The following is a 21,443-nucleotide window of genomic DNA, read 5'->3' as shown; positions in this document are numbered from 1 at the left end:
GCAGATCAAACGCCCGGGAAACTTTTCGCGCCATTCCCAAAGGGGCTGGGATGTCATGATCCATTTTATCTGGCGAAATTGGTGGCGGCATAAAGAGCGCTTCATTTTGCTGATCGCAGGCGCGCTCATCGTCGGCTCCGGTTTGAGCGACCTGGTCGGCATGGCGCAATCCAATGCCGGGACGGTCGTCGACGCCCTTGAGAAAAAGTGGTCGGCGTCCTACGATATTGTCGTCCGCCCGCCCGGATCCAGGAGCGCGACGGAAGACAAACATCTTTTGGAATCCAATTATTTAAGCGGGCTCTCCGGAGGAATCAGTCTCGACCAATACCATAAAATCCAAAAGATCGAAGGCGTGGAAGTGGCCGCCCCGATCGCCATGATCGGCTATATTTTTAATCCAATAAGCCTGACAAAAATAACCTTTGAAAAAAACGGCATCTATCGCATCCATAACCACGAAGCCATCCATACGGGCCCAAAGACTGTTGTCAGGGAATGGAACGATTATTATACCTTTGGCCCTTGGTGGCCGCCGAAGGCAGATCCGAAATATGGAGTCGACGTCACCACAGACCGTCAGCTGGAATTGGCGACCGATGCCTATGTTTTACTGGCCGGCATTGATCCCAAGGCGGAAGCCAAACTGGTCGGTTTGAATCAAGCGGTGATCAAAGGCGACGAAAGCCGTTACTTTGAAGACTTCGACGAACCCTCTCAAAACACCACTAGTCTCGGGACTACGGATACCTACATCCCTGCACTGCTCAATGCGAGACCGGCGGTGGATAAAAAATATACTTACACGATTGAACGTCTCGACTTGCCTTTTCAAAACGCGAATGAAGCGACTAAAATCATGGAAACCGTCAAAGAAAAAGGCGGCGAAAAATATTTGGATACGATCAAAGCGACGGATCGGCGCACCTACACTTTTACTGAAGGGGAGGCCCAACGGTATTTAATCGAAAGCTTTACCGGAATCGATCCAAAAACGGGAAAGAAAGTCGATCCTGATATGGATCGCGTTCGTTCCCAATTCCATTGGATCAGCGATAAACCCAGCCCTTTGGATTTGCGGCCGGTGTCCAGCCCCTATCCGAAGCAATGGCCGTACGCCTATGAAACGAAGATTTTTCGCGATCCGCCGATCTTTCCCACCGATCCGGCCGAAACCTACCGGCCCAAAAGCGCATTCGGGAAACAAAGTTCGGACTGGCCCCGCGTCTTCATCCAGCCCATCGGCATTTATGACCCCAAGAAACTCGATATCGCCCAAGACCCGTTGACGGAGCTCCCCATGGAAACGTACCGCCCGGCCTCCGCCAAACTGGTGCTGAACGCGAAAGGCAAGCCGGTGAATCCCCCCATCGAGGTCAAGCCTTCGGATGATCCCTATGATTTTTTGACCCAACCCCCGACGGTCTTGACGACGATCGATGCCGCGGCAAAAATTCTCGGAGACAAGCCGATTTCCGCCATTCGCATTAAAGTGGCCGGCGTCCATCAGTTCAATGAAGCCAGCCAGAAAAAACTGCAACACATCGCCGACCGCATCACTGCCGAAACCGGCTTGATCACGGACATCACCCTCGGCTCTTCGCCGCAGCTCGTGTTGACGCACATTCCGTCCATCCAAGGCCGGCCTTCCATCGGCTGGATCGAGCAGCCTTGGGTCAAAATCGGGTCGACCTTCACGATTTTTCAAGAAACGAAAGTTGGGTTTTCCGGCGTCATCGCCAGCGTCATACTGGTCGCCGTCATTTATGTCTTCAGTTCTCTTCTCGTCTCCATGCTGGCGCGCCGAAAAGAATTAGCCGTTTTGCTGGCGGTCGGCTGGCGGCCGCGGCAATTGGCGAACATGATTTTTTGGGAAGCGGGGCTGATCGGCGCTTTCGTGGCAATCGTTGCCTGGGTGATCCTCGCCCTCGTTTTATCGGTCCATCAAACCGAGACGACGCTCTTCCGCGTTTTGTCGGCCGGGGGATTCGGCTTCGCCATCTATGGGTTGGGCGCGGTGATCCCCGCCGTCTCCGCCATGCGCATCCGTCCCTTGGAAGCCATCCACGCCGGAGAAGTTTCACGAGTTTCGCGGCGATTTCTGCAAACGAAAGGGCTGATTTCCCTCGCGTTCGGCCACTTGCTCGGCACATGGCGGCGCAGCCTTTTGTCACTCCTCGCCATTGCCGTTTCGGCCAGCCTGCTCATTTTCTTCCTGTTCGTCACGTGGCGGCTGAAAGGGATTCTTTATACCACTTTGCTCGGCGAATACGTCGCGCTGGAAGTCGGCCCGCAACATTACATAGCGATGGCCGTTGCCGTGTTGATCGCGATGTTGACGACCGCGGAAGTCATGTGGCAAAACGTTGCCGACCGCCAAACGGAAATCGCTTTGTTCAAAGCGGTCGGTTGGCCAGACCGCGGGGTCCGGCTCCTCATCTTATTGGAAGGCGGCCTGACCGGCCTATTGGCCGCTCTGCTCGGCCTGGCTCTGGCTTTCGCCATGATGGGGTTCATGTACCGCCAAGTGCCGCTCAACCAGATCGGCTTTTTGCTTCCGATGGGGAGCCTCCCGATTCTCATCGGCATCATGGGTGCCATTTTGCCGGCGGAACGCGCGGTGCGCATGATGCCGGCCCAAGGAGTGCGTGGCTCGTACGCCAATCTCAAGGAAACGGAGAAAAAGTTCAGGCTCGGCTTGGGCATCGCCGCCGCCGGACTCATGGCCGGTTTTCTCCTCATGATGTTTACCACCTTGCCGACGGCCAAGCCTGAAGCGGACCGCCCGGCGCATCAAGAAAAAGTGGTGCCGACGAACGGGAAAGTGACCGCCGGAAACCAAGACGCTCCGAAGAAGAAAACGAAGCAAACGGACAACGGCTCCGCCATGCCCAATGCCACAAAGGATTATAAGGTGAAACTGGGAGAACCCGTGGAATTTGCGTCCTCCACCCTGACGGTGACCCGCTTGACAGACGACATGCCCCCCGCAACGAAAGCGCATATTGACAAATATGAAGAAAAGCTGGCACCGGACATGAAATATCTCACGGTTCAAATGTTCTATAAAAACCCTGGTCCAAACAACACCTTTTTTGAACCGTTGTATTCGCAACTCAAAACGGATGCGGGTACGCAAAAGCCCGTCTATTATTCGGTCGTCAAGGGGGATAAAAGTTGGAGCGGTGGTTATGTCCCTCCCGGCAAGAGCTTGGAGGTAGCCGTCACTTACCGGATCCCGAAAAACGCCAAGCTTCGGAGCATGACGTTCAACAATGTGTTTTTACGAGAACTGAATAAAAAGGTCACCGTCGATCTCGAGCATTGAAGCGTCGACAACCGGTTTCAAAAAATTTGAAGCGGCTGCTTTGCTATCTAGAGGAAAAATGGCGTCGTCGGTCATCGATTTATGCCTACTTTAGGCTATTTTTTCGGGTAATGAACAGTCTTAATATATCGCTTTAACTCTTTATAAAATTGTTCTCTTGTTCCGGCGTGAATTAAAATGACCACTAATCTGTTTTCATCTTCACTTATTGAATAGGCAAGTTCATAATAAATACCATTATGCCTTATATCAAACCCATAAATTCCGGCCAAGTCACCTTTTTTAAGTTCCCCGGCATAAGGATGGGACAGCAGAAGTTGGATCGCATTCACATATTTTTCCCTTAAAGCCGGGGCTTTGTGAATGGATTTGAAAAATTTTTTCACCGGGCGTCGAACCCTTATAGACGCCCTGTTAGCCCTAAATGAGATAAGGGGCAGACGCGCCGGTCAAGCGCATCTGCCCCTCTCTTTTTACCGATTTTGAATCATCAATATGTCCACCGCGTCCGCTCACTCATACCCGTTCGGATTGTTGACTTGCCAGCGCCAGGCGTCCGCGCACATGTCTTCAAGGGTTTTCTCCGCGGACCAACCGAGTTCGGCCTTCGCCTTGGAGGGATCGGCGAAATACTCGGGCAAGTCGCCGGGGCGCCGCCCCACGATGGAATACGGAATTTTTTGCCCCGTCGCCTTTTCAAAGGCGTGCACGATTTCGAGCACGCTGTATCCTCTGCCCGTGCCCAAGTTATACGCTTCAACGCCCCGGGAAGCCAGCACCTTTTTTAAAGCCAAAACGTGGCCTTTCGCCAGATCGACGACATGGATGTAATCGCGCACGCCCGTGCCGTCCCGGGTCGGATAATCGTTGCCGAACACTTTCAATTCTTCGCGTTTGCCGACGGCGACCTGGGTAATAAACGGCATCAAATTGTTCGGAATGCCGTTCGGGTCCTCGCCAATCCGGCCGCTCTCATGTGCGCCGACCGGGTTGAAATAGCGCAGCAACGCGACGCCCCATTCCGGATCGCTCGCATGCACATCGCGCAAAATATCTTCGATCATCCGCTTTGTCCGGCCGTACGGGTTGATCGGACCCAGCGGCAAATCTTCCGTATACTGGACGACATCCTGCTTCCCGTAAACGGTCGCCGACGAGCTGAACACGCATTTTTTGACCCCGTGCTTTTGCATGACGTCAAAGAGAATCACCGATCCGGTCACATTATTATGATAGTAACGAAGCGGCTGCTCGACGGATTCCCCGACCGCCTTTAACCCGGCAAAATGAATGACCGCCTCGATCTCATGATCGGCAAACACCTTTTCAAGCGCCTCGCGGTCGAGCAGATCGACATGATAATAGGGAAACGTTTTTCCCGTAATCTCACGAACGCGCTCAAGCGCCGCCGGCTTGCTGTTGGCGAAATTATCAATGACGACGATGTCATACCCCGCATCCAGCAATTCCACGCACGTATGGCTTCCGATATAGCCGGCACCGCCGGTGACTAAAATCGACATACGCATCCTCCCATTTCCAGCAGAAATTAAAACGATGAAACACGAAGTTTCATCGGCCCAAGGGCATGACAAAAATGCCCCTTTGTCCCGCTTCCGTAATCCTACACAGAAAATAGCCGCTCCGGGCATGGTGTGGCGGAAGCGATCGCCGGGATCGAGATGGCCGTTTTTCCCGTCCCAAAAGCAGAAACAAGGACCAAAAACGGGCAGTTCTCATCAGATCACGTCAACGGCAAAAAACCTGCCCAGCTCCCTTTTTAAAGACTGCTCTGGCGGATTTTTAGTTCGGTCGCCAGAAAGACTTTCTTCGCGATTTTCCGCCCGGCCCACCGTTCGAGCAATAAATCGACGGCGGCTTCGCCCATCATCTCCGTATACACTTTCACGGTGCTGAGGGCCGGGTACACATACTTCGACACGCTGATATCATTCACGCCAATGATGTTCACGCGCTCCGGGACCGCGATTTTCGCTTCGTGCAGCGCGCGCAAGCAGCCGATCGCCATGGCGTCATTCGCGACGAAAAAGGCGGTCGGCAAGGCGTCGCCCCATTCTTCGATCGCCTGCTTCATTAAGGCATAACCGTGATTCACCGAAAAAGCACCGACGTACATCGCTTTCTCGTCCAGCAATCCTTTTTCGCCCATATATGCTTTAAACGTTTTTTCCCGTAAATCCTCGATCGTCGCCGTGTGATCTTTATAGCTTTCGCGCCCGCCGATGTAGCCGATGCGTGTATGGCCATTTTCAATAAAATGGTCGAGCACCTTTCTCGTCGCTTTCTCAAAATCGACGACGACGGCATCGTATTTTTCATCGTCCGGCGAGCAATCGACAAACACGATGGTATCAGTCACGCGTTTTAAATCTTGAACTTGTTTGCCGCTGAACTTGCCGACGGCGATGATGCCTTGAACATTTTCATGCAGCAAATCCTCATGGCGATCGTAGAAGAGCTTCACCACTTGCAAATTTTTCGCCTGGCACTGCTTTTCTGCCCCAAGGCGGATGGACATATAATACAAATCTTCAAGCTCTTCTTTTTCCGTATACCAATGAATGATCGCCACTTTCGGGGCGTTGGCTTTCCGCGGCGCCCGCTTTTTATACGATAGCTGCTCGGCCGCTTCAAAGATCCGTTTTTTCGTTTCATCCGTCACCGAAATGGTCGGGTCATAATTCAAAACCCTCGAGACGGTCGCAATGGAAACCCCGGCCTTTTCGGCGATGTCTTTTATCGTTGCCACCGCAAGTCGCTCCTTACTTCAATGTACAAAACGCATAACGCGTCGTTGAACGATAGATTTCACCCGGTGTTAATACGATCGACGGAAACTCCGGATGATGAACGGCATCCGGCAGATGCTGGGTTTCAAGGCAAACGCCCAAATAGGGGCGCACCGGTTTTCCCCAAACCTTAAAATCGCCTTTTAATTGATTGGACGTATAAAGCACGACGCCCGGTTCATCCGTTTCTACGATCAGCTTTCGCCCGCTTTCCTCGTCTGTCAAGACGATTTCCCGGTTACGGTTTTCCGACAAGACGAAGGGATGATCGTACCCGTGCCCGACCAAGCGGTTTTGTTCATGCGTCGACTTCACGCCATCTTCGAGGTAGCGGCCCGCGCGGAAATCAAACGGCGTGCCCGCCACATCAAGCATTCGGCCCGTCGGAAGCAGCGACGCGTCCAATTCCAAAAACCGGTCGCTTTTCATCGTCAAAACATGGCGCAAAACATCGCGTTTGGCATCTCCGCTGAGGTTAAAGTACGAATGGTTCGTCACGTTCAAAAGCGTCGGCCTGTCCGTGACTCCTTCATAGGCGATCGTCAAGACATTGTCCTCGGTCAGCCAATAAACGACCGTCATATCGACGCGTCCCGGATAGCCTTCTTCGCCGTCGGGGCTGGTGTATCGAAATTCGACGCCGGCCGCTCCTTCTTTTTTGATAATCTTACTATTCCATATCCGCCGGCTGAATCCTTTATTTCCGCCGTGCAAATGAGTCGTGCCCTCGTTTTGCGGAAGATGAAACGCCTCACCGTCGAGTTCAAAGCGGCCGTCTTTTATCCGCCCGGCGACGCGGCCGATGACCGCGCCGAAATAAGGCGAATGCTCAATATAATCTTCAATGCGCTCAAAGCCCAAGACGACGTTTTCAAAACGGCCGTCCGCATCAGGGGCCATGATCCGCGTAATGATACAGCCATAATTCAAACAGGTGACTTCAAACCCTTGACGGTTTTTCAACGTATAAGCGATGACCGGTTGCCCGTCCAGCTCGCCAAACGGCGCAGTCGTAACCTTCATGTTTATGACTCCCATCTCGCATTTAATTTTTTCAGAAACCGTCTCAATGCGGCGCGCCCTTTCTCATCGCGTTTAAACACGGCGGCGTCTTCCAGCACGCGCAAGAAAACCAAACCGACTTCGCGGCGGACGACGTCGCGGACGTTTTCCGGGCACAAGCCGCCGGCGTACTTTTCCTTTAGTTGCTGAGCCCACGGGAGATGGTAATCCGCAATATCGTTCGCTTCATCGAGCAAGAATTTTTCCACCTCTAAAAGTTCCCGATCGAGGCGTCCGGGCAGCACCGCAAGCCCCATCACTTCAATCAAGCCGATGTTTTCCTTTTTAATATGATGGACGTCCTCATGCGGATGAAAAATGCCGTAGGGATGTTCCGCACTCGTCCGATTGTTGCGCAAGACGAGATCGAGTTCAAACGCGGCGCCGCGGCGGCGGGCGATCGGTGTGATCGTATTGTGCGGCGTATTCCCGGAATATGCGAGAACATCGGCCTCCGGATCGCTGTACCGCTTCCATCTTTCAAGAATAAAGGCCGCAACCGCCGCGAGCGCTTCGGCATCGCATCCCCTTAACCGAATGACCGGCATCGGCCATCGGATGATCGACGCTTCGACATCCGGAAATCCGTCCAACCGGAAAGCATAGTCGTCTTTCGCCCTCGCCATCGCGAATTCATAACGGCCGCCTTGGTAATGCTCATGGGCGAGAATCGAGCCGCCGACAATCGGCAAATCCGCATTGGAACCAATAAAATAATGCGGGAATTTTTCCACAAAAGCAAGCAGGCGACGAAACGTCCGCTCATCTATCGTCATCGGCCGATGTTCCTCGGAGATGACGATGCAATGTTCGGGATAATAAATATAAGGGGAGTATTGCATAAACCACGGTTCATCGAGCAAGTCCAAGCGGATGACCCGGTGGTTCGAGCGGGCCGGGTGGTTGATGCGTCCGGCGTAGCCTTCGTTTTCGAGGCATAAAAGGCAGGCCGGATAGCCGACTTTCGGCGCCAGCTTTTCCCTGGCAATCGCTTTCGGATCTTTTTCCGGCTTGGACAAATTGATCGTGATGTCCAAGTCGCCGTAAGGCGTCGCGACTTTGTAGGTGATGTTTTTCCGGATTTGTTCCATTTTAATATAGCGACTGTGTTGGCTGAGGGCATAAAAATAATCCGTGGCTTCTTCCGGATGCTTTTGATAGCGGCGGTAAAACGCCCGGTTGACCTCTGACGGCCGCGGCATGACCGCATCCATGATCTTGCTTTCCAAAATGTCGCGTTCGGCCGGCGTGTCAGCGATCAGCCCTTTGGCGACGGCATAATTTAAAATCGCTTCCAGCGGCGCCGCTTCGTTTGCCGGCACTTCTCCATCCTGATGAAAATCGTCCAATCCCAACAGCGCGAGGATGCGGTTCCTCGCATAAATTTCATCCTGCTGCTCAAGCAACTGCAAGGCTTTCGATTGTTCGAGCAGAGCCTGTATCGCTTGTCCAATCGTCACGCCGAACACCTTCCGTCTTTGAAGCTCTTTATCCGCGAAGCATCGGCCGCCGTTTGGCGATGGGGGCGGGCCTTCGCGCCGGCCCCACCGCATTTCTCCCGGCCATCCAGCCCTTGCACGATGGCTTTTACTCGACCAAGAGCCATTCGCCGGCTCGGTCTCCGATGCTTGCGATATAAAAACTTGCGTCATAACCGATGGCCTTTCTATAACGGGCCCCGACGTTTTCAATAAAACGGTCGACCCGATCGGCCTCGACGATCGCGATCGCACAGCCCCCGAAACCGGCGCCCGTCATGCGCGCGCCGACGACCCCTTCTTCATCCCAGGCCGCTTCGACCAACACGTCGAGTTCGCGTCCCGTGACTTCGTAATCCTCCCGGAGGGAGCGATGCGAGGCGTTCATGAGCGCGCCAAAAGCGTTTAAATCCCCGCGTTCGAGCGCCTCAAAAGCCTTGAGCGTCCGTTGATTTTCGCTGACCGCATGCCTGGCCCGCTTTCTCGCCGTCGGATCCGCGATCACATGCGCATAACGTTGAAAGTCTTCCTCGGACAACTCGCCGAGCGATTCGATGTCCGCGACTTGTTTTAGCGCCGCAAGCGCCCGCTCGCATTCCGCCCGGCGTTCATTATATTTTGAGCCCGCGAGTTCACGGCGTTTATTCGTATTCATGATGACGATTTTATGGCGATCGAGCTTGATCGGCGCATACCGGTACGTCAAGCGGCCGCAATCCAACAGGATCGCGCAATCCTTTTTCCCCATGCCGATCGCGAACTGATCCATAATGCCGCTGTTGACATGAATAAATTCGTTTTCGACACGCCGCCCGATTTTGACCATCTCGATCCGATCCATGTTCAAGTCGAAGAGATGATCCATGATGACGCCGATGAGCAGCTCAAGCGACGCCGAAGACGACAGCCCCGCCCCATTCGGAATGTTGCCGTACACCAAAATATCGGCACCGGAATCGACCGGATAACCCGCTTCCTTAATGTAGCGGATCATGCCTTTGGCGTAATTCGCCCACTCGTGCTCTTTTTTAAAATCCAGTTCGTCCAAGGAAAAACGAATGATCCCGATCTCGGGGAAATTCATGGAATACAGGCGCACCCATTTATCCTCCCGGCGCCTGGCCAATCCGTACGTGCCGAGCGTAATCGCGCACGGAAACACATGACCGCCGTTATAATCCGTATGTTCACCGATCAAATTGATCCGCCCAGGGGAGAAAAACGTCCGATAATCCTCGCCCTGGAAAATCTCCTGCCATGTCCGATGCATGTTTTTATCCACCATCTGAATCCATCCTTCCTTGTCGCCACGTATAAACGGAACCGCTTTCATCATCCATCTTAAATCTCCCCAGGCGGTTTCGTCAATGATTTTTTACTAAAATTTATATGTTATTTTATCTATTTTTACTTAAACACCCCGGCCGCTTAGAGCGACCGGGGTGTTGCCGCATTATTCTTCCTCGACAATGATTGCCGGTTTCCAGAAGGAAAGCGCCAAAAAAGCGAGTCCGAAGATCAGGAGGACCAGTCCCCACCAAAGGTTCAAGTTGGAATGGATATGCGTTTTCACCGGCGCCGCAAACAGTCCGTAGCCACTGATGATCAAGCCGTAAATGGTGAAAACGCCGCCGATGACTTTCCGCAAGTCAAAATAAGTTTGTTTTTTCGGTTTCATCCTTTGCTCCCCCTCACCATAACCAAATATTAATGACCACCAGAATAACGAGCGAAATCGCTGACAAAACGCCCGGACGTTTATACCAACTTAAATGTTTGTAGTTCGGTTTCTCGGAATAAGCATACACAAGGCCTTGCAGTTCTTCTTTCGATTTTGGTTTGGTGAAGAAGCTGACGCCGATGGCAACGACCATCGCAATCGCCCAGGCGATGAAAGCCCGCCAGAAGTTGCCGGCTTGGGCTGAGCCGTAAAAATCGGCCGGAATCGCGATATACAAGACGATGGCGCCGACGACGCCGCTGAGAAGGCCCCAGAAACCGCCCCAAGCGGTCGTGCGCTTCCAGAACATGCCGAGCAAGAAGATGGCGAACAACGGGGCATTGAAGAACGAGAACAGCGTTTGCATATAGTCCATGACGCTCGGGAAACTGCCGGCAATATAGGCCGTCCCGATGCTGACGATGATCCCGATGACGATCGCCCAGCGCCCCACAAGAATATAATGCTTATCCGGGGCGTCCTTTTTAATATAGGATTGATAAATGTCGTACGTAAAAATCGAGGTGAACGCCGTGATGTTCCCCGCCATGCCGCTCATAAAGCTGGCCAGCATCGCCGTCAGGCCGAGCCCGAGCAAACCGGGGGGATAGTACCGCTGAATGAGCAGCGGCAACGCCAGGTTGTAACTCGGCCCGCCGGGTTTACCGATATTGTGGAAAAGGACGGCGGCGATCAACCCCGGAATGATGACCAAAAACGGCACGGCCATTTTAAAGAAGGTGGCAAAAATCGGCGTATTTTGCGCGGCCCGCAAGTTCTTTGCCGCAAATCCGCGCTGGACGACGAGAAAGTCGGTCGTCCAATACCCGAACGCGAGCACAAAACCGAGACCGAGGACGATGCCGAGCCAGCTGATGCCCATGGCGTTTTGAGAAGGATCCGCGGTATTTTGCCAAAGATGGCCGAAGCTGTCGGGCAACCGCTCAAGCATTTTGTCCCAGCCGCCCAGCTCGTGCAGGCCAATGAAAGGAATGGGCAAAAGCCCGAACCAAATGAGGAAGAATTGCAAGACTTCGTTATAGATCGAAGAAGTCAAGCCGCCAAGGCCGACATAGATCAACACGATGACGGCGGAAAAGAGAATGCTCGTGGTCAGCGACCAGCCGATCAACACTTTAAAGATCAAGCCCATGGAATACAAGCTGATACCGGAAACGAGAATCGTCATCACCGAAAACGCCACCGCATTTAAGGCGCGCGTCGCTTCATTGTAGCGAAGCTTCAAGTATTCGGGCACCGATCGAATTTTGGTCGCGTAATAGAACGGCATCATATATAGGCCGAGGAAGATCATCGCCGGAATCGCTCCGATGAAATAGAAATGGGCCGTCAAAATGCCGTATTCCGCACCGTTGGCCGCCATGCCCAACAGTTCCAAGGCGCCAAGATTGGCCGATAAAAAGGCTAAGCCGGTTATCCACGTCGGCATGGAACGGCCGGATAAGAAAAAGTCATCGCCGGATTTCATGTGGTTTTTTAGTAAAAATCCGATGCCGATGACGAACACAAAGTACAGAATGATGACGAGATAATCGACCACGCCGGCATGAAATAAAACTTTATCCATGTCCATTCACCTCTCTGAAGTTTAAAAGACGCGCCCGGACTTTTAACCGCTTACATTTTGGGATTAAAAAATAACGGGCGTCTGATGTTTGGTGATGACTTTCCCATTTCCGTTTGTTTTTTAGTTAAATTAATGAGTTATTTAACTAAAATAAAAAATAAACGAACGGGAAAGCGCTGTCAAGATATTTTCATAAACTTTTATTAAAAACTCCGGAAATCATTGACATTTGTCGTTGTAAAAGCGTCTGCGAGATGGAAACCCATGTCCGGCTCATCCGTTCCATGAAAAAACCCAGATGGATTCAACCGAAACCGCCCAAAATTCAACAAAAACAGCGAGGAATTCAACAAAAGCAGCATGAAATTCAACGAAAAACGCCAAGAATTCAATGAAAACCGGCGGCCAATCAATGAATCTCTATTTTCCGGCATTTAAAGCGGCAGCCAATCGATCAACGAAACTTTTCAAATTTGATCGTGACCCCGTTTCACGTACGAACTACATTGCGGAAGAGCTGGAAAATCCAATTGAGGAGCTAACAAGCCGAAAACCTTTAAGCCATCGTAAGGGAGCATCGCATAAAAAAATCGCCCCTTCCCATGCTTGAGTCATGGGAAGAGGCGATTGAAGCGGTTCGCCGTCAAGAGTACCTGGAAGCCAAAAGTTAATGGGTTTCCAAGGCGCCCCTACTTAGACCTCACGCCTTAAGGTGTTGGGTTTCCAGCAAAAGCCGCTTTTACTTTAATGCTTCGCGATATACGCATAGGTCCAGTCTTGGTTCGGTCCGGGACGGGTGTAAATAAATTGTTTGACATACGGCTTGAGCAAATAGACATACGCGGGTTGGTACAGCGGGACGATGACCGCATGATCCAACAGCAATTTTTCCGCCTTTTGCATGATCTCAAACCGTTTTTCGGGTTGGGCGCCCAAGTTTTTCGCCTTCTCAATCATCGCGTCATATGTCTTGTCGCTGAACCCGGTGTTATTAAACGGGCCGCCCGTCACCCACATTTCCAGATCGGACATCGGGTCCGGATAATCGGGGCCCCAGCTGGCCAAGGAGATGTCATAATCCCCGTCGCTTTCCTTTTTCAAAAATTCGTTGACCGGCTGTTTGCTTATCGTAATGTGGATGCCCTTTAAGTTTTTCTCCAATTGCCCTTTCAAAAATTGCGCGATATCGTTATTCGAACCGCCTTCGTAGATCATCAGTTCCAAATTGACCTTGTCTTTGCCGATTTCTTTCAAGCCTTGGTTCCATTTATCTTTGGCCCACTTCAACGAATGCTTGTTGATCTCGGGATACGCCGCACGGAAATCTTTGCCGTCCGGCCCTTTCATATATCCCTTCGCCACAAAATAGTAAGCGGGGGCCGAGCCGTCCTTCAACAGATAATCGGTCAGTTCTTTGCGGTCAATCGCATTGTAGATCGCATCGCGAATATTTTCATTTTTAAGGACCTGAACTTTTTCGTTCAGGCGCAAGAAAATATTCCCTTTGCCCAGTACGCCTTTATGTAAATCGGGCTGCCCTTCAAACTGGCCGATCAAATCGGTATTGAGGTCGGTGAAATCGATTTTCCCCGATTTATACAAATTGATCCGCGTGGAAAATTCTTTGACAACCTTGTAATTAACTTGATTGAGATGAATATGCTTGGCATCCCAATAATCCGGGTTTTTCTTAAACGTCCAGCCGACGCCGTGGTCCCACTTGGTCATCGTGAACGGGCCGTTGAACACCATCTTATCGGGTTCGCTCGCATATTTATCCCCATACTTCTCGACGACTTTTTGATCGACCGGGAAAAACGCCGGAAAAGACAACAAGCTTAAAAAGAACGGTGTCGGGCGTTCAAGCGTCACTTGCACGGTCCGTTTGTCCAGCGCTTTAATGCCCAACTGATCGACCTTGTTGTATAGTTTGCTGTTCGGATCGGTAATTTCCTTAGCGTTTTTAATGGCCGCGGATGTAAAAATAAAAGCATATTCACTGGCGGTATCCTTGCTCACCATTTTTCGCCAGGCATAGACAAAGTCTTGGGCCGTGACCGGATCGCCATTGGACCATTTGGCATCCGGACGCAGTTTAAAGGTATATACGGTTTGATCATCGCTGACTTTCGGCATTTCTTGGGCCATATCCGGAATCGGCTTTCCGTTGACATCCAAGCGCATCAAGCCGGATTGCACTTCTTCCAGCGCCCGCAGCGATATACCGTCCGTCGCATGGAAAGTGCTCATGGTCGAAATGTCCCCATCGGAGACCATATTCAACACTTGCTTATCGGCCAAACCTTTTGAAGCCTGGCCGGTTTCCTTATTGCCATCGCCGTTTGATCCGCAAGCGGACAACAGCAAGCTGAACGCACCAATGAGGCTGGCGATGACCATCCAACGTGAGCGACCTCTCATCCCACATGCTCCCTTCATTAAAGTTGTCACCAACAACTCTTATATTTTAACGAATGACTTCCGGAAAATGGAACTCATACGCACCCACCGTTATTTTTTTGAATATGCTCATAATAGACATCTCAATTCCTGGCACAACGCATTGATGAAGGCAGATGATCCCGACCCCGGTGGCGGCGGAGGCGGTTTTTGCCGCCCGCGCTGAGACCGCAACCCGGCCAATACACGCTCGTTCTTGGAAAGAACGTACCGATCCATGACCGCATCAGGCGGCAGCGAATGCGGTGACATGCCGATGAATACGCCAAACACAACGTTTTACTAAATTGAGTTTAAAGTATTATAATTCTATTTGTCTAAATAAATCAAAAACACATGAGGGGGAAGTCGTGTGAGCCGATTAGCCGGACGTTATCGTTATGTCATCATGTCGATGGTCGTGCTGATGGTGATCATCAACTACATCGACAGGGGGGCGATTTCCTACGCTTCAGAACCCATTATTCGAGACTTTCATTTGAATGCGGTTTCATGGGGCGCCGTTCTTGGCTATTTTGGTTACGGCTATTTATTTGGCGCGTTAATTGGAGGCGCTTTAGCGGACAAAATGGGCCCCAAATGGGTTTGGATTGTCGCGGGCATGGCATGGTCCATCTTCGAAATCGGAACCGCCTATGCCGGCGATATCGGCGTCGCGCTTTTCGGCGGATCCGCTCTCGTGGGATTTGCCGTTTTCAGAATCCTTTTCGGCTTTTCGGAAGGTCCGACGTTTTCTACCATCAACCGGACCATGGCCAACTGGGCGGCGCCTAAAGAAAGGGGCTTCGCGGCGGCGCTCGGCCTGCTCGGGACACCGGTCGGCGCCTTGCTGACCGCACCGGTCGCCGTGGGGCTTTTGACGCTAACGGACAATTGGAAATTGACCTTCGTCCTTCTCGGCATCCTCGGTATTATTTGGATTATCATTTGGTCCAAAATTTTTACGAACAAACCCGAAGAAAATCCCCGCGTGACAAAAGGCGAGCTGGAACTCATCCGCTCGGATAAAGACCTTCTCAAGAACGAAATCACTTTGACGGAGTCTGAACAAAAAACCAGTCACTGGTACGACTTTTTCAAAAATCCGACCTTGATCGCCGACGCGATCGGCTACTTTGCTTTCCAATACGTCAACTTTCTGTTATTAACGTGGACACCGAAATATTTGCAAGACGTGTTTGATTTTAATCTCGGATCGCTTTGGTATCTCGGCATGGTTCCGTGGATCGGCGCCTGTTTTACCGTCGTCCTCGGCGGGAAAATATCGGATAAGTTGCGGCAGAAAACGGGAAGCTTGCGCATTGCCCGCTCCGGTCTGGCTGTCGTCTCCCTCTTGCTCACCGCCGTTTGTTTCATTCTTATACCGCTCGTTCACAGCGTGGAGGCTGCCCTCTTTCTGATGGCGCTGGGTAATGCTTTTAACTTCTTGCCGAATTCGGTATATTGGGCGGTCGTGATCGATACCGAACCGGCTCGGGCCGGAACGTATGGCGGGATCACCCACTTTATCACCAATATTGCGACCATCGTTGCGCCGACTTTAACGGGCGTCCTCGTCAGCGATTACGGATACGGCGCCATGTTTACGGCCGCGGCCATCGCCACATTCATCGGCATGATCGCGATGCTGTTCGTCAAACCGGGAAAGCGGTCCGCCGTTTCGGCCAACGAGGAAGCCGTTCTATGAAATGAGGGAAGTGCCCATGGATGACCTTTTAACCCTTGCGCAAAAAATAAGAGCGCGACAGATTTCCCCTGTGGAAATCACCGAACGCCTTCTAAAAAAGATTGAGGCACAAAATCCAGCATTAAATGCGTTTATCACGGTCGCGGCGGACGAAGCCTTGGCCGCCGCCAAAAAGGCTGAACAAGAGCTTTACCGGAATACGTACCGCGGACCGCTGCACGGCATTCCCATCGGCATTAAAGATATGATCGAAACCAAAGGGCTGCGCACGACGATGGGTTCCGGGATCTTCAAAGATTACATTCCCGAGAAAGACGCCGCTGTCGTCCAAAAACTAAAGGAGGCCGGCGCCGTTATTCTCGGCAAACTGCACACGCATGAATTTGCCTATGGGCCGATGGGGGACCGCTCCTATTTTGGTCCGGCGCGCAATCCTCATGATCGCCATAAAATTGCGGGAGGATCGAGCAGCGGAGCCGGAGCAGCGGTCGCCGCGGGCCTGTGTTATGGCGCCGTCGGAACAGATACCGGCGGCTCGGTTCGGATCCCCGCTTCCTGCTGCGGCGTTGTCGGATTAAAACCGACCTACGGACGGGTGGCGGTGGACGGGGTGTTCCCCCTCAGCTACTCCTTGGACCACGTGGGCCCGTTAACCCGGACGGTTCTGGACAACGCCGCGCTCTTTCAAGCGATGATCCATGGTGTGGATCTGAATGAAACCTGGGCGAAGGTGGAAAAGGTGATCGCCGATTTCGATCTGTCGAAAACCGTGATCGCCATCCCCGACGATTATTTTTTGGACGACGTTGACGATGAAGTCCAACAAGCCTTTGCAGACGCCATCCAATCGCTTGAAGCGGCCGGAGCTCAAATCCGCTCCATAAGCCTTCCCGATTTGGAAAGCATCCGATGGGCGCAGCCCATCGTACAAAAGAGCGAAGCCTACGCCATTCATGAAAAATGGATCGAGGCAAGAAGCAAGGATTATGATCCGGAAGTTTATGAACGCTTGCTCGAAGGCAAGCAGCCAAAGGGTTATGAGTACGTTCGGGCCATCCGGATGAGGGAGGAAATCACTCAACAGGTCGAGGCCTGTTTTAAGACGGCGGACGTGCTCATGACTCCGACCCTTCCGATTTTGCCCACGAATATCGATCAGCGGGAATTGATCCTGAATGGAAAAACGCTAAAGGTCCGGTCGGCGCTCTTGAAAAACACCTCGCCGTGGAACTATACCGGTCATCCCGCGCTCTCCGTGCCGTGCGGCCGGTCAAAAACAGGGCTCCCCATCGGCCTGCAAATCATCGGACCGTTGCACCAGGAAATCAGGCTTTATGCCTTCGCCCGTCAAATCGAAAGGGTGGCGGCAGCCGTTTGATCTCACCCCCGTAGAGATCGCCTTATTCGTTTTAATTTGGTGAAGGCAATCGTTTGAACACCCCTCGCAAGATCTCCTTATTCGTTTTAAATTAAAGAGATGGCCGGCGCTCCTGGCCATCTCAAACGGATTGCGATGAAAAAGCAGCGAACTTTTTATGAATCCTAACTTCATCGTCATGTCATGATGCGGATCAGCTTCTTTGATGTAAGCCACCCGCCGCTTTATACCGGAGTGAGCGCCATGTCATTTTTAAGCACATGAACGATATTTCTAGCGGCAAGTTTGGCCATTTCATTCCGCGTTTCAATCGTCGCATTCCCGATATGCGGCGTGAGAACGACATTGTCTAAGGTTTTTAATGCTGCGCTGATCTCCGGTTCAAATTCAAAAACATCCAGTGCCGCACCCGCAATGTTTCCTCTTTTTAGCGCATCAATCAGATCGGCTTCATGAACAATGGGGCCCCTTGAGGCATTAATCAAATAGGCATCCTTTTTCATGATTGCAAATTTATCTTTGTCCAAGAGATGATGTGTACCGGCGTTATAAGGGGTATGGATCGTCACAAAATCGGCTTCCCTCAGCAATTGATCGAGAGACTTAAAAGTGACGCCGAGCTCTGTTTCTAACCGAGCGTCTTTTCGATGTCGACTTGTATAGATGATCTTCATCCCAAACGCTTTGGCTCTTTTCGCCACCGCTTGTCCAATTTTGCCCAAGCCGATGATCCCCAATGTCTTTTGATATAATTCCCGCCCTAAAAAGAACAATGGCGCCCAGCCATTAAACCCTTTGGTTCGGCATAACCGGTCACCCTCTACAATGCGGCGGGAAACGGAAAGCAATAGCCCGAAAGTCAGTTCGGCAGTCGCCTCGGTTGAGACCCCTGGTGTATTCGTCACAACGATGCCCTTTTCTTTCGCATGCTCAAGGGCAATGTTGTCATAGCCGGCCCCAAAATTGGCGATGATTTTCAAATGCGCTCCCGCATCGATCACCTCTTTTGTTATCTGTGCGGACAACGGGCATAACAGCGCGTCTTTGTCGCGGATTCTTCTGCACAGTTCTTTTTCCGGGAGCCTTTGCTTTACAAGATCGATTTCCAAATTGTGTTCTCGTAAAACGTCATAACCCACCGCCGGTATTTCTCCGAGCACCAAAACTTTTTTCATTGTGACCACTCCAACCGCTTGTGATGAGAAAAAGAGTGAAGCGCTCAAAAAGCAGCCTTCACTCGATTTTTTTCTTTTTTTACCCACCTCATGCTAGAAACGGTTCCGGTGAATAGGGACGCACATCCATATCCAACGCCTCGTTTAAGGTGAGTTCGGCCGCCAACTTTCCAAAATATGGCCCCATGGTTAAACCTGAAGCGCCTAATCCCGTCGCGATGATCAAGCCGCTATATGGCGGGACGGCGCCAAGCAGCGGCAAATGGTTCGGTGCCATCGGCCTAAATCCGATCCTGATCTCCCGAATCGTCCAATCGGCAAGCCCCGGCGCGATGCTTAAACCCTCGGACAACACCGCGTGGACGCCGCCCGCCGTCAATCGATAATCAAATCCCGATCCGGTTTCTCTCGTCGCACCGATGACGACGCGATGATCAGGGAAAGCGAGAAGGTAGTAACTGGATTCCGGAAGAATCACCGGCCACCGTGAAGTTTCTTCATTCGGCGACTGAATATGAACGATTTGCCCCCTTTGCGGTTCGACCGGCAAGGAAATGCCTAATGGTTCCAGCAAAGAAGGCGTCCAGGCGCCGGTCGAGACGATGACGCGATCCGCATGGATAGTTCGATCTTTGGTTTTTATCCCGGTGACTTTCTCTTTGTCAGTCACCAATTGCGCTTCATCTTGGATATAAACCGTACCATGTTTTTGCGCCGCATTGAGCAGCGCTTGGCGTAGCAGCCGGCCATCCACGCGGGCCGCTCCCGTTACATGAATCGCCCCATAAGAAGGGTCCAACGGCGGAAAAAGTTTTTGCGGCTCACCGGGCTCCAAATAAGACACTTCACCGACTTCCGGTGTCGATTGTTTTCTTTGCAAAACCCTTTCCTGAATCCGCTTCAGCTCCTCGGGATTCTTGCTGATGCTGAGCCCGCCAACCAGGTCGTAACCCAAATGGCTTCGCCTTCCTCCTCCAATTGCGAGACAAGAGTCGGATAATAAATCGCGCTCGCCTTCGCCATAGTATACCAATCAGGGTCTTCAACACGCGAAAGCCAAGGGCAGACAATGCCGGCGCCGGCGGCGGTCGCTTGGCCTTGATGCCCCTTATCTACAACAATGACTTCGGCTCCTTTTAAGGCGAGATGGTAGGCCGCGCTCGCACCCACGATACCGGCACCCAATACAACAATCCGCATGGCGCTCACTCCTTAGATCATGTCTTTTTCCATTAATCGATTCCGCGCATGAGTTTATGAATGCGCGGTGCAAAGAAATATAATATAACTCCCAAAACCAATATCGTGCCGCCGACGATGCCGAAATAACCAAATTCCGTCGCTCGGCTGTAGAGCGGGACAATCTGGGCATTGATCCCTTGAGCGGTGGCGTCCGAAATCAGCCATAAACTCATCGTTTGCGCCGAAAACGCCGCCGGCGCTAGTTTCGTCGTTGCCGATAAACCGACCGGCGATAAACACATGGCGCCTACGATAACTAAAAAGTAGCTTGCCGCCAACCAAAGCGGACTCACCTTGACATCCGCCCCGAATAAAAGCGATGGCAAGGCCAGGATGAGGAAGGATAATGCGGCGAAAATGAGACCGTAAGCGAATTTTCTCGGCGTTTTCGGCTGGCGATGACCGAGCTTGACCCAAATATAGGCAAAGGTGGGCGCCAGAATGACGGTAAATATCGGATTTAAAGATTGGAACCATGACGACGGAATCATAAAACCAAAAGCGTTTAAATCGGTCCTTTGATCGGCAAAAGCAGCCAAAGTCGTGGAACCTTGCTCATCGATGATCCAGAAAAATACGGATGCAATAAAAAGAAAAATATAGGCGCGTATTCTTGACCGTTCAATGCCCGTCGTTTTCTTGCTGCTTAACATGACGATGAAATAAACGATCGGAAGGATAATCGCCAATATCGTAATGCAGTTGACGAAGAAATGAATGTCTAACACGCCTACCGCCTTAAAGACAATAAAACAAAGCGCCATCAACACCACGATTCCGGCGATCCGCAAGGCCAGCGCTTCGCTTTCCTCTTTGGTCACAGGATTCTTCGGCCGATAAGATTCGGCAGGCAAATGTTTTTTTGCGGTTAACAGAAAGACCAGCAGACCCAAAGCCATCCCGATGGCCGCGACGCCGAATCCTAAATGATAATTGACCTTTTGTCCCAATGTTCCGACAATATAAGGTGCAATAAAAGCGCCGATGTTAATGCCCATATAATAAATGCTGAATCCGGCATCTCGGCGAATGTCGTCTTTAGCGTATAGTTCACCGACGGCACTGGAGGCGTTCGGCTTAAGAAGACCCGTTCCCACAATGATCAGGGCCATGGATACAAATAAAGCGGCCATTCCGGCCGGCAAAGCCAGGGCGATATGACCGAACATGATTAAGACGCCGCCCATTACGACCGAGCGGAAAGTGCCTAACCATCGGTCGGAAAGCCAACCGCCGACGATGCTTGACATATATACGAGAGAACCATAGGCCGACATGATCGCTGCAGAAGTGGCCTGGGATAAGCCCAATCCGCCATTGGCAAGCTGATCATACATGTAAAAAAGAAGGATGGCCCGCATGCCATAATAAGAAAAACGCTCCCAGAGTTCCGTGAAAAACAACGTCGACAACCCTCGAGGATGGCCAAAAAAACCTTTCTGCGGCGGTCCATCCACATTGACATCCAGCGCAACCGTTTTGTTGCTCCCCATTTTTATCCTCCTTATGATTTAT

The 21,443-nt window shown here is 51.7% G+C and carries 17 protein-coding genes; 4 read left to right on the top strand and 13 right to left on the bottom strand.

What is annotated here, in order from left to right; translation table 11 throughout:
- Positions 1–55 precede the first annotated feature (55 nt).
- Positions 56–3,328: an ABC transporter permease gene (locus tag CCB157_RS02430; protein WP_077614340.1), complete on the top strand. Its 3,273-nt coding sequence runs from the start codon at positions 56–58 to the stop codon at positions 3,326–3,328.
- A 95-nt stretch (positions 3,329–3,423) separates the two neighbouring features.
- On the opposite strand, the gene CCB157_RS02425 is transcribed toward CCB157_RS02430, so the two are convergent.
- The 8 genes from CCB157_RS02425 to CCB157_RS02390 form a co-directional block, all read right to left on the bottom strand.
- Complete coding sequence (locus tag CCB157_RS02425) at positions 3,424–3,714, bottom strand: type II toxin-antitoxin system RelE/ParE family toxin (protein WP_238594563.1); 291 nt, start codon at positions 3,712–3,714, stop codon at positions 3,424–3,426.
- Between the two features lie 126 nt (positions 3,715–3,840).
- Positions 3,841–4,851 carry a UDP-glucose 4-epimerase GalE gene (gene galE / locus CCB157_RS02420; protein ID WP_077614338.1) on the bottom strand — a complete coding sequence of 337 codons (1,011 nt, stop codon included), beginning with the start codon at positions 4,849–4,851 and terminating at the stop codon, positions 3,841–3,843.
- Between the two features lie 257 nt (positions 4,852–5,108).
- Entirely contained in the window at positions 5,109–6,098 is a 990-nt protein-coding gene (locus tag CCB157_RS02415) for a LacI family DNA-binding transcriptional regulator (RefSeq protein ID WP_077614337.1), read from the bottom strand.
- A 13-nt stretch (positions 6,099–6,111) separates the two neighbouring features.
- Positions 6,112–7,161: an aldose epimerase family protein gene (locus tag CCB157_RS02410; protein WP_077614336.1), complete on the bottom strand. Its 1,050-nt coding sequence runs from the start codon at positions 7,159–7,161 to the stop codon at positions 6,112–6,114.
- Between the two features lie 2 nt (positions 7,162–7,163).
- Positions 7,164–8,660, bottom strand: coding sequence for a UDP-glucose--hexose-1-phosphate uridylyltransferase (gene galT / locus CCB157_RS02405; protein WP_238594562.1), 1,497 nt, complete (start codon positions 8,658–8,660; stop codon positions 7,164–7,166).
- Positions 8,661–8,787: 127 nt separating this feature from the next.
- Positions 8,788–9,963: a galactokinase gene (locus tag CCB157_RS02400; protein WP_077614334.1), complete on the bottom strand. Its 1,176-nt coding sequence runs from the start codon at positions 9,961–9,963 to the stop codon at positions 8,788–8,790.
- A gap of 168 nt (positions 9,964–10,131) precedes the next feature.
- Positions 10,132–10,356: a hypothetical protein gene (locus tag CCB157_RS02395; RefSeq protein WP_077614333.1), complete on the bottom strand. Its 225-nt coding sequence runs from the start codon at positions 10,354–10,356 to the stop codon at positions 10,132–10,134.
- 13 nt (positions 10,357–10,369) lie between these two features.
- The gene (locus CCB157_RS02390) at positions 10,370–11,986 is read right to left on the bottom strand and encodes a sodium:solute symporter family protein (protein WP_143286894.1); all 1,617 of its coding nucleotides are present in this window, start codon (positions 11,984–11,986) and stop codon (positions 10,370–10,372) included.
- 412 nt (positions 11,987–12,398) lie between these two features.
- Between CCB157_RS02390 and CCB157_RS17195 the strand changes: the two genes are divergently transcribed.
- On the top strand, positions 12,399–12,596 hold the full coding sequence (locus tag CCB157_RS17195) for a hypothetical protein (RefSeq protein WP_143286893.1): 198 nt from the start codon (positions 12,399–12,401) through the stop codon (positions 12,594–12,596).
- A 134-nt stretch (positions 12,597–12,730) separates the two neighbouring features.
- Here the strand turns inward: CCB157_RS17195 and CCB157_RS02380 are convergent, their stop codons facing one another.
- Complete coding sequence (locus tag CCB157_RS02380) at positions 12,731–14,407, bottom strand: peptide ABC transporter substrate-binding protein (RefSeq protein ID WP_158077173.1); 1,677 nt, start codon at positions 14,405–14,407, stop codon at positions 12,731–12,733.
- Positions 14,408–14,834: 427 nt separating this feature from the next.
- Here CCB157_RS02380 and CCB157_RS02375 point away from each other — a divergent pair, with 427 nt between their 5' ends.
- Both CCB157_RS02375 and CCB157_RS02370 read left to right on the top strand, forming a co-directional pair.
- Positions 14,835–16,133, top strand: a complete 1,299-nt coding sequence (locus CCB157_RS02375) for an MFS transporter (RefSeq protein ID WP_077614384.1) — start codon at positions 14,835–14,837, stop codon at positions 16,131–16,133.
- Between the two features lie 16 nt (positions 16,134–16,149).
- Positions 16,150–17,511: an Asp-tRNA(Asn)/Glu-tRNA(Gln) amidotransferase GatCAB subunit A gene (locus CCB157_RS02370; RefSeq protein ID WP_077614329.1), complete on the top strand. Its 1,362-nt coding sequence runs from the start codon at positions 16,150–16,152 to the stop codon at positions 17,509–17,511.
- 224 nt (positions 17,512–17,735) lie between these two features.
- Here the strand turns inward: CCB157_RS02370 and CCB157_RS02365 are convergent, their stop codons facing one another.
- The 4 genes from CCB157_RS02365 to CCB157_RS02355 all read right to left on the bottom strand — a co-directional run bounded on the left by CCB157_RS02365 (position 17,736) and on the right by CCB157_RS02355 (position 21,421).
- A complete protein-coding gene (locus CCB157_RS02365) occupies positions 17,736–18,686 on the bottom strand; it encodes a 2-hydroxyacid dehydrogenase family protein (protein ID WP_077614328.1) in 951 nt (316 codons plus the stop codon).
- An 88-nt stretch (positions 18,687–18,774) separates the two neighbouring features.
- Positions 18,775–19,641, bottom strand: coding sequence for an NAD(P)/FAD-dependent oxidoreductase (locus CCB157_RS02360; RefSeq protein WP_369688653.1), 867 nt, complete (start codon positions 19,639–19,641; stop codon positions 18,775–18,777).
- On the bottom strand, positions 19,587–19,886 hold the full coding sequence (locus CCB157_RS18290; RefSeq protein ID WP_369688652.1) for an FAD-dependent oxidoreductase: 300 nt from the start codon (positions 19,884–19,886) through the stop codon (positions 19,587–19,589). Before CCB157_RS18290 ends, CCB157_RS02360 begins: the two co-directional genes overlap by 55 nt.
- Positions 19,887–19,918: 32 nt before the next feature.
- Positions 19,919–21,421, bottom strand: a complete 1,503-nt coding sequence (locus CCB157_RS02355; protein WP_077614327.1) for a peptide MFS transporter — start codon at positions 21,419–21,421, stop codon at positions 19,919–19,921.
- Positions 21,422–21,443 lie beyond the last annotated feature (22 nt).

It is taken from the genome of Caenibacillus caldisaponilyticus, assembly GCF_002003465.1.
GTDB classification, from domain to species: domain Bacteria; phylum Bacillota; class Bacilli; order Bacillales; family Sporolactobacillaceae; genus Caenibacillus; species Caenibacillus caldisaponilyticus.
Note: the sequence above shows the minus strand (reverse complement) of the source record. Positions and strands in the feature narration are given on the sequence as shown.

Excerpts from the sequence above, each read along its gene's own strand:
- CCB157_RS02365 (WP_077614328.1), bottom strand. The coding sequence starts at position 18,686 with ATGAAAAAAGTTTTGGTGCTCGGAGAAATACCGGCGGTGGGTTATGAC.
- CCB157_RS02410 (WP_077614336.1), bottom strand. The coding sequence starts at position 7,161 with ATGAAGGTTACGACTGCGCCGTTTGGCGAGCTGGACGGGCAACCGGTC.
- CCB157_RS02430 (WP_077614340.1), top strand. The coding sequence starts at position 56 with ATGATCCATTTTATCTGGCGAAATTGGTGGCGGCATAAAGAGCGCTTC.
- CCB157_RS02375 (WP_077614384.1), top strand. The coding sequence starts at position 14,835 with ATGTCGATGGTCGTGCTGATGGTGATCATCAACTACATCGACAGGGGG.
- galE (WP_077614338.1), bottom strand. The coding sequence starts at position 4,851 with ATGTCGATTTTAGTCACCGGCGGTGCCGGCTATATCGGAAGCCATACG.
- CCB157_RS02395 (WP_077614333.1), bottom strand. The coding sequence starts at position 10,356 with ATGAAACCGAAAAAACAAACTTATTTTGACTTGCGGAAAGTCATCGGC.
- CCB157_RS17195 (WP_143286893.1), top strand. The coding sequence starts at position 12,399 with ATGAATCTCTATTTTCCGGCATTTAAAGCGGCAGCCAATCGATCAACG.
- CCB157_RS02355 (WP_077614327.1), bottom strand. The coding sequence starts at position 21,421 with ATGGGGAGCAACAAAACGGTTGCGCTGGATGTCAATGTGGATGGACCG.
- CCB157_RS02400 (WP_077614334.1), bottom strand. The coding sequence starts at position 9,963 with ATGGTGGATAAAAACATGCATCGGACATGGCAGGAGATTTTCCAGGGC.
- CCB157_RS18290 (WP_369688652.1), bottom strand. The coding sequence starts at position 19,886 with ATGCGGATTGTTGTATTGGGTGCCGGTATCGTGGGTGCGAGCGCGGCC.
- CCB157_RS02380 (WP_158077173.1), bottom strand. The coding sequence starts at position 14,407 with ATGAGAGGTCGCTCACGTTGGATGGTCATCGCCAGCCTCATTGGTGCG.
- CCB157_RS02370 (WP_077614329.1), top strand. The coding sequence starts at position 16,150 with ATGGATGACCTTTTAACCCTTGCGCAAAAAATAAGAGCGCGACAGATT.
- CCB157_RS02390 (WP_143286894.1), bottom strand. The coding sequence starts at position 11,986 with ATGGATAAAGTTTTATTTCATGCCGGCGTGGTCGATTATCTCGTCATC.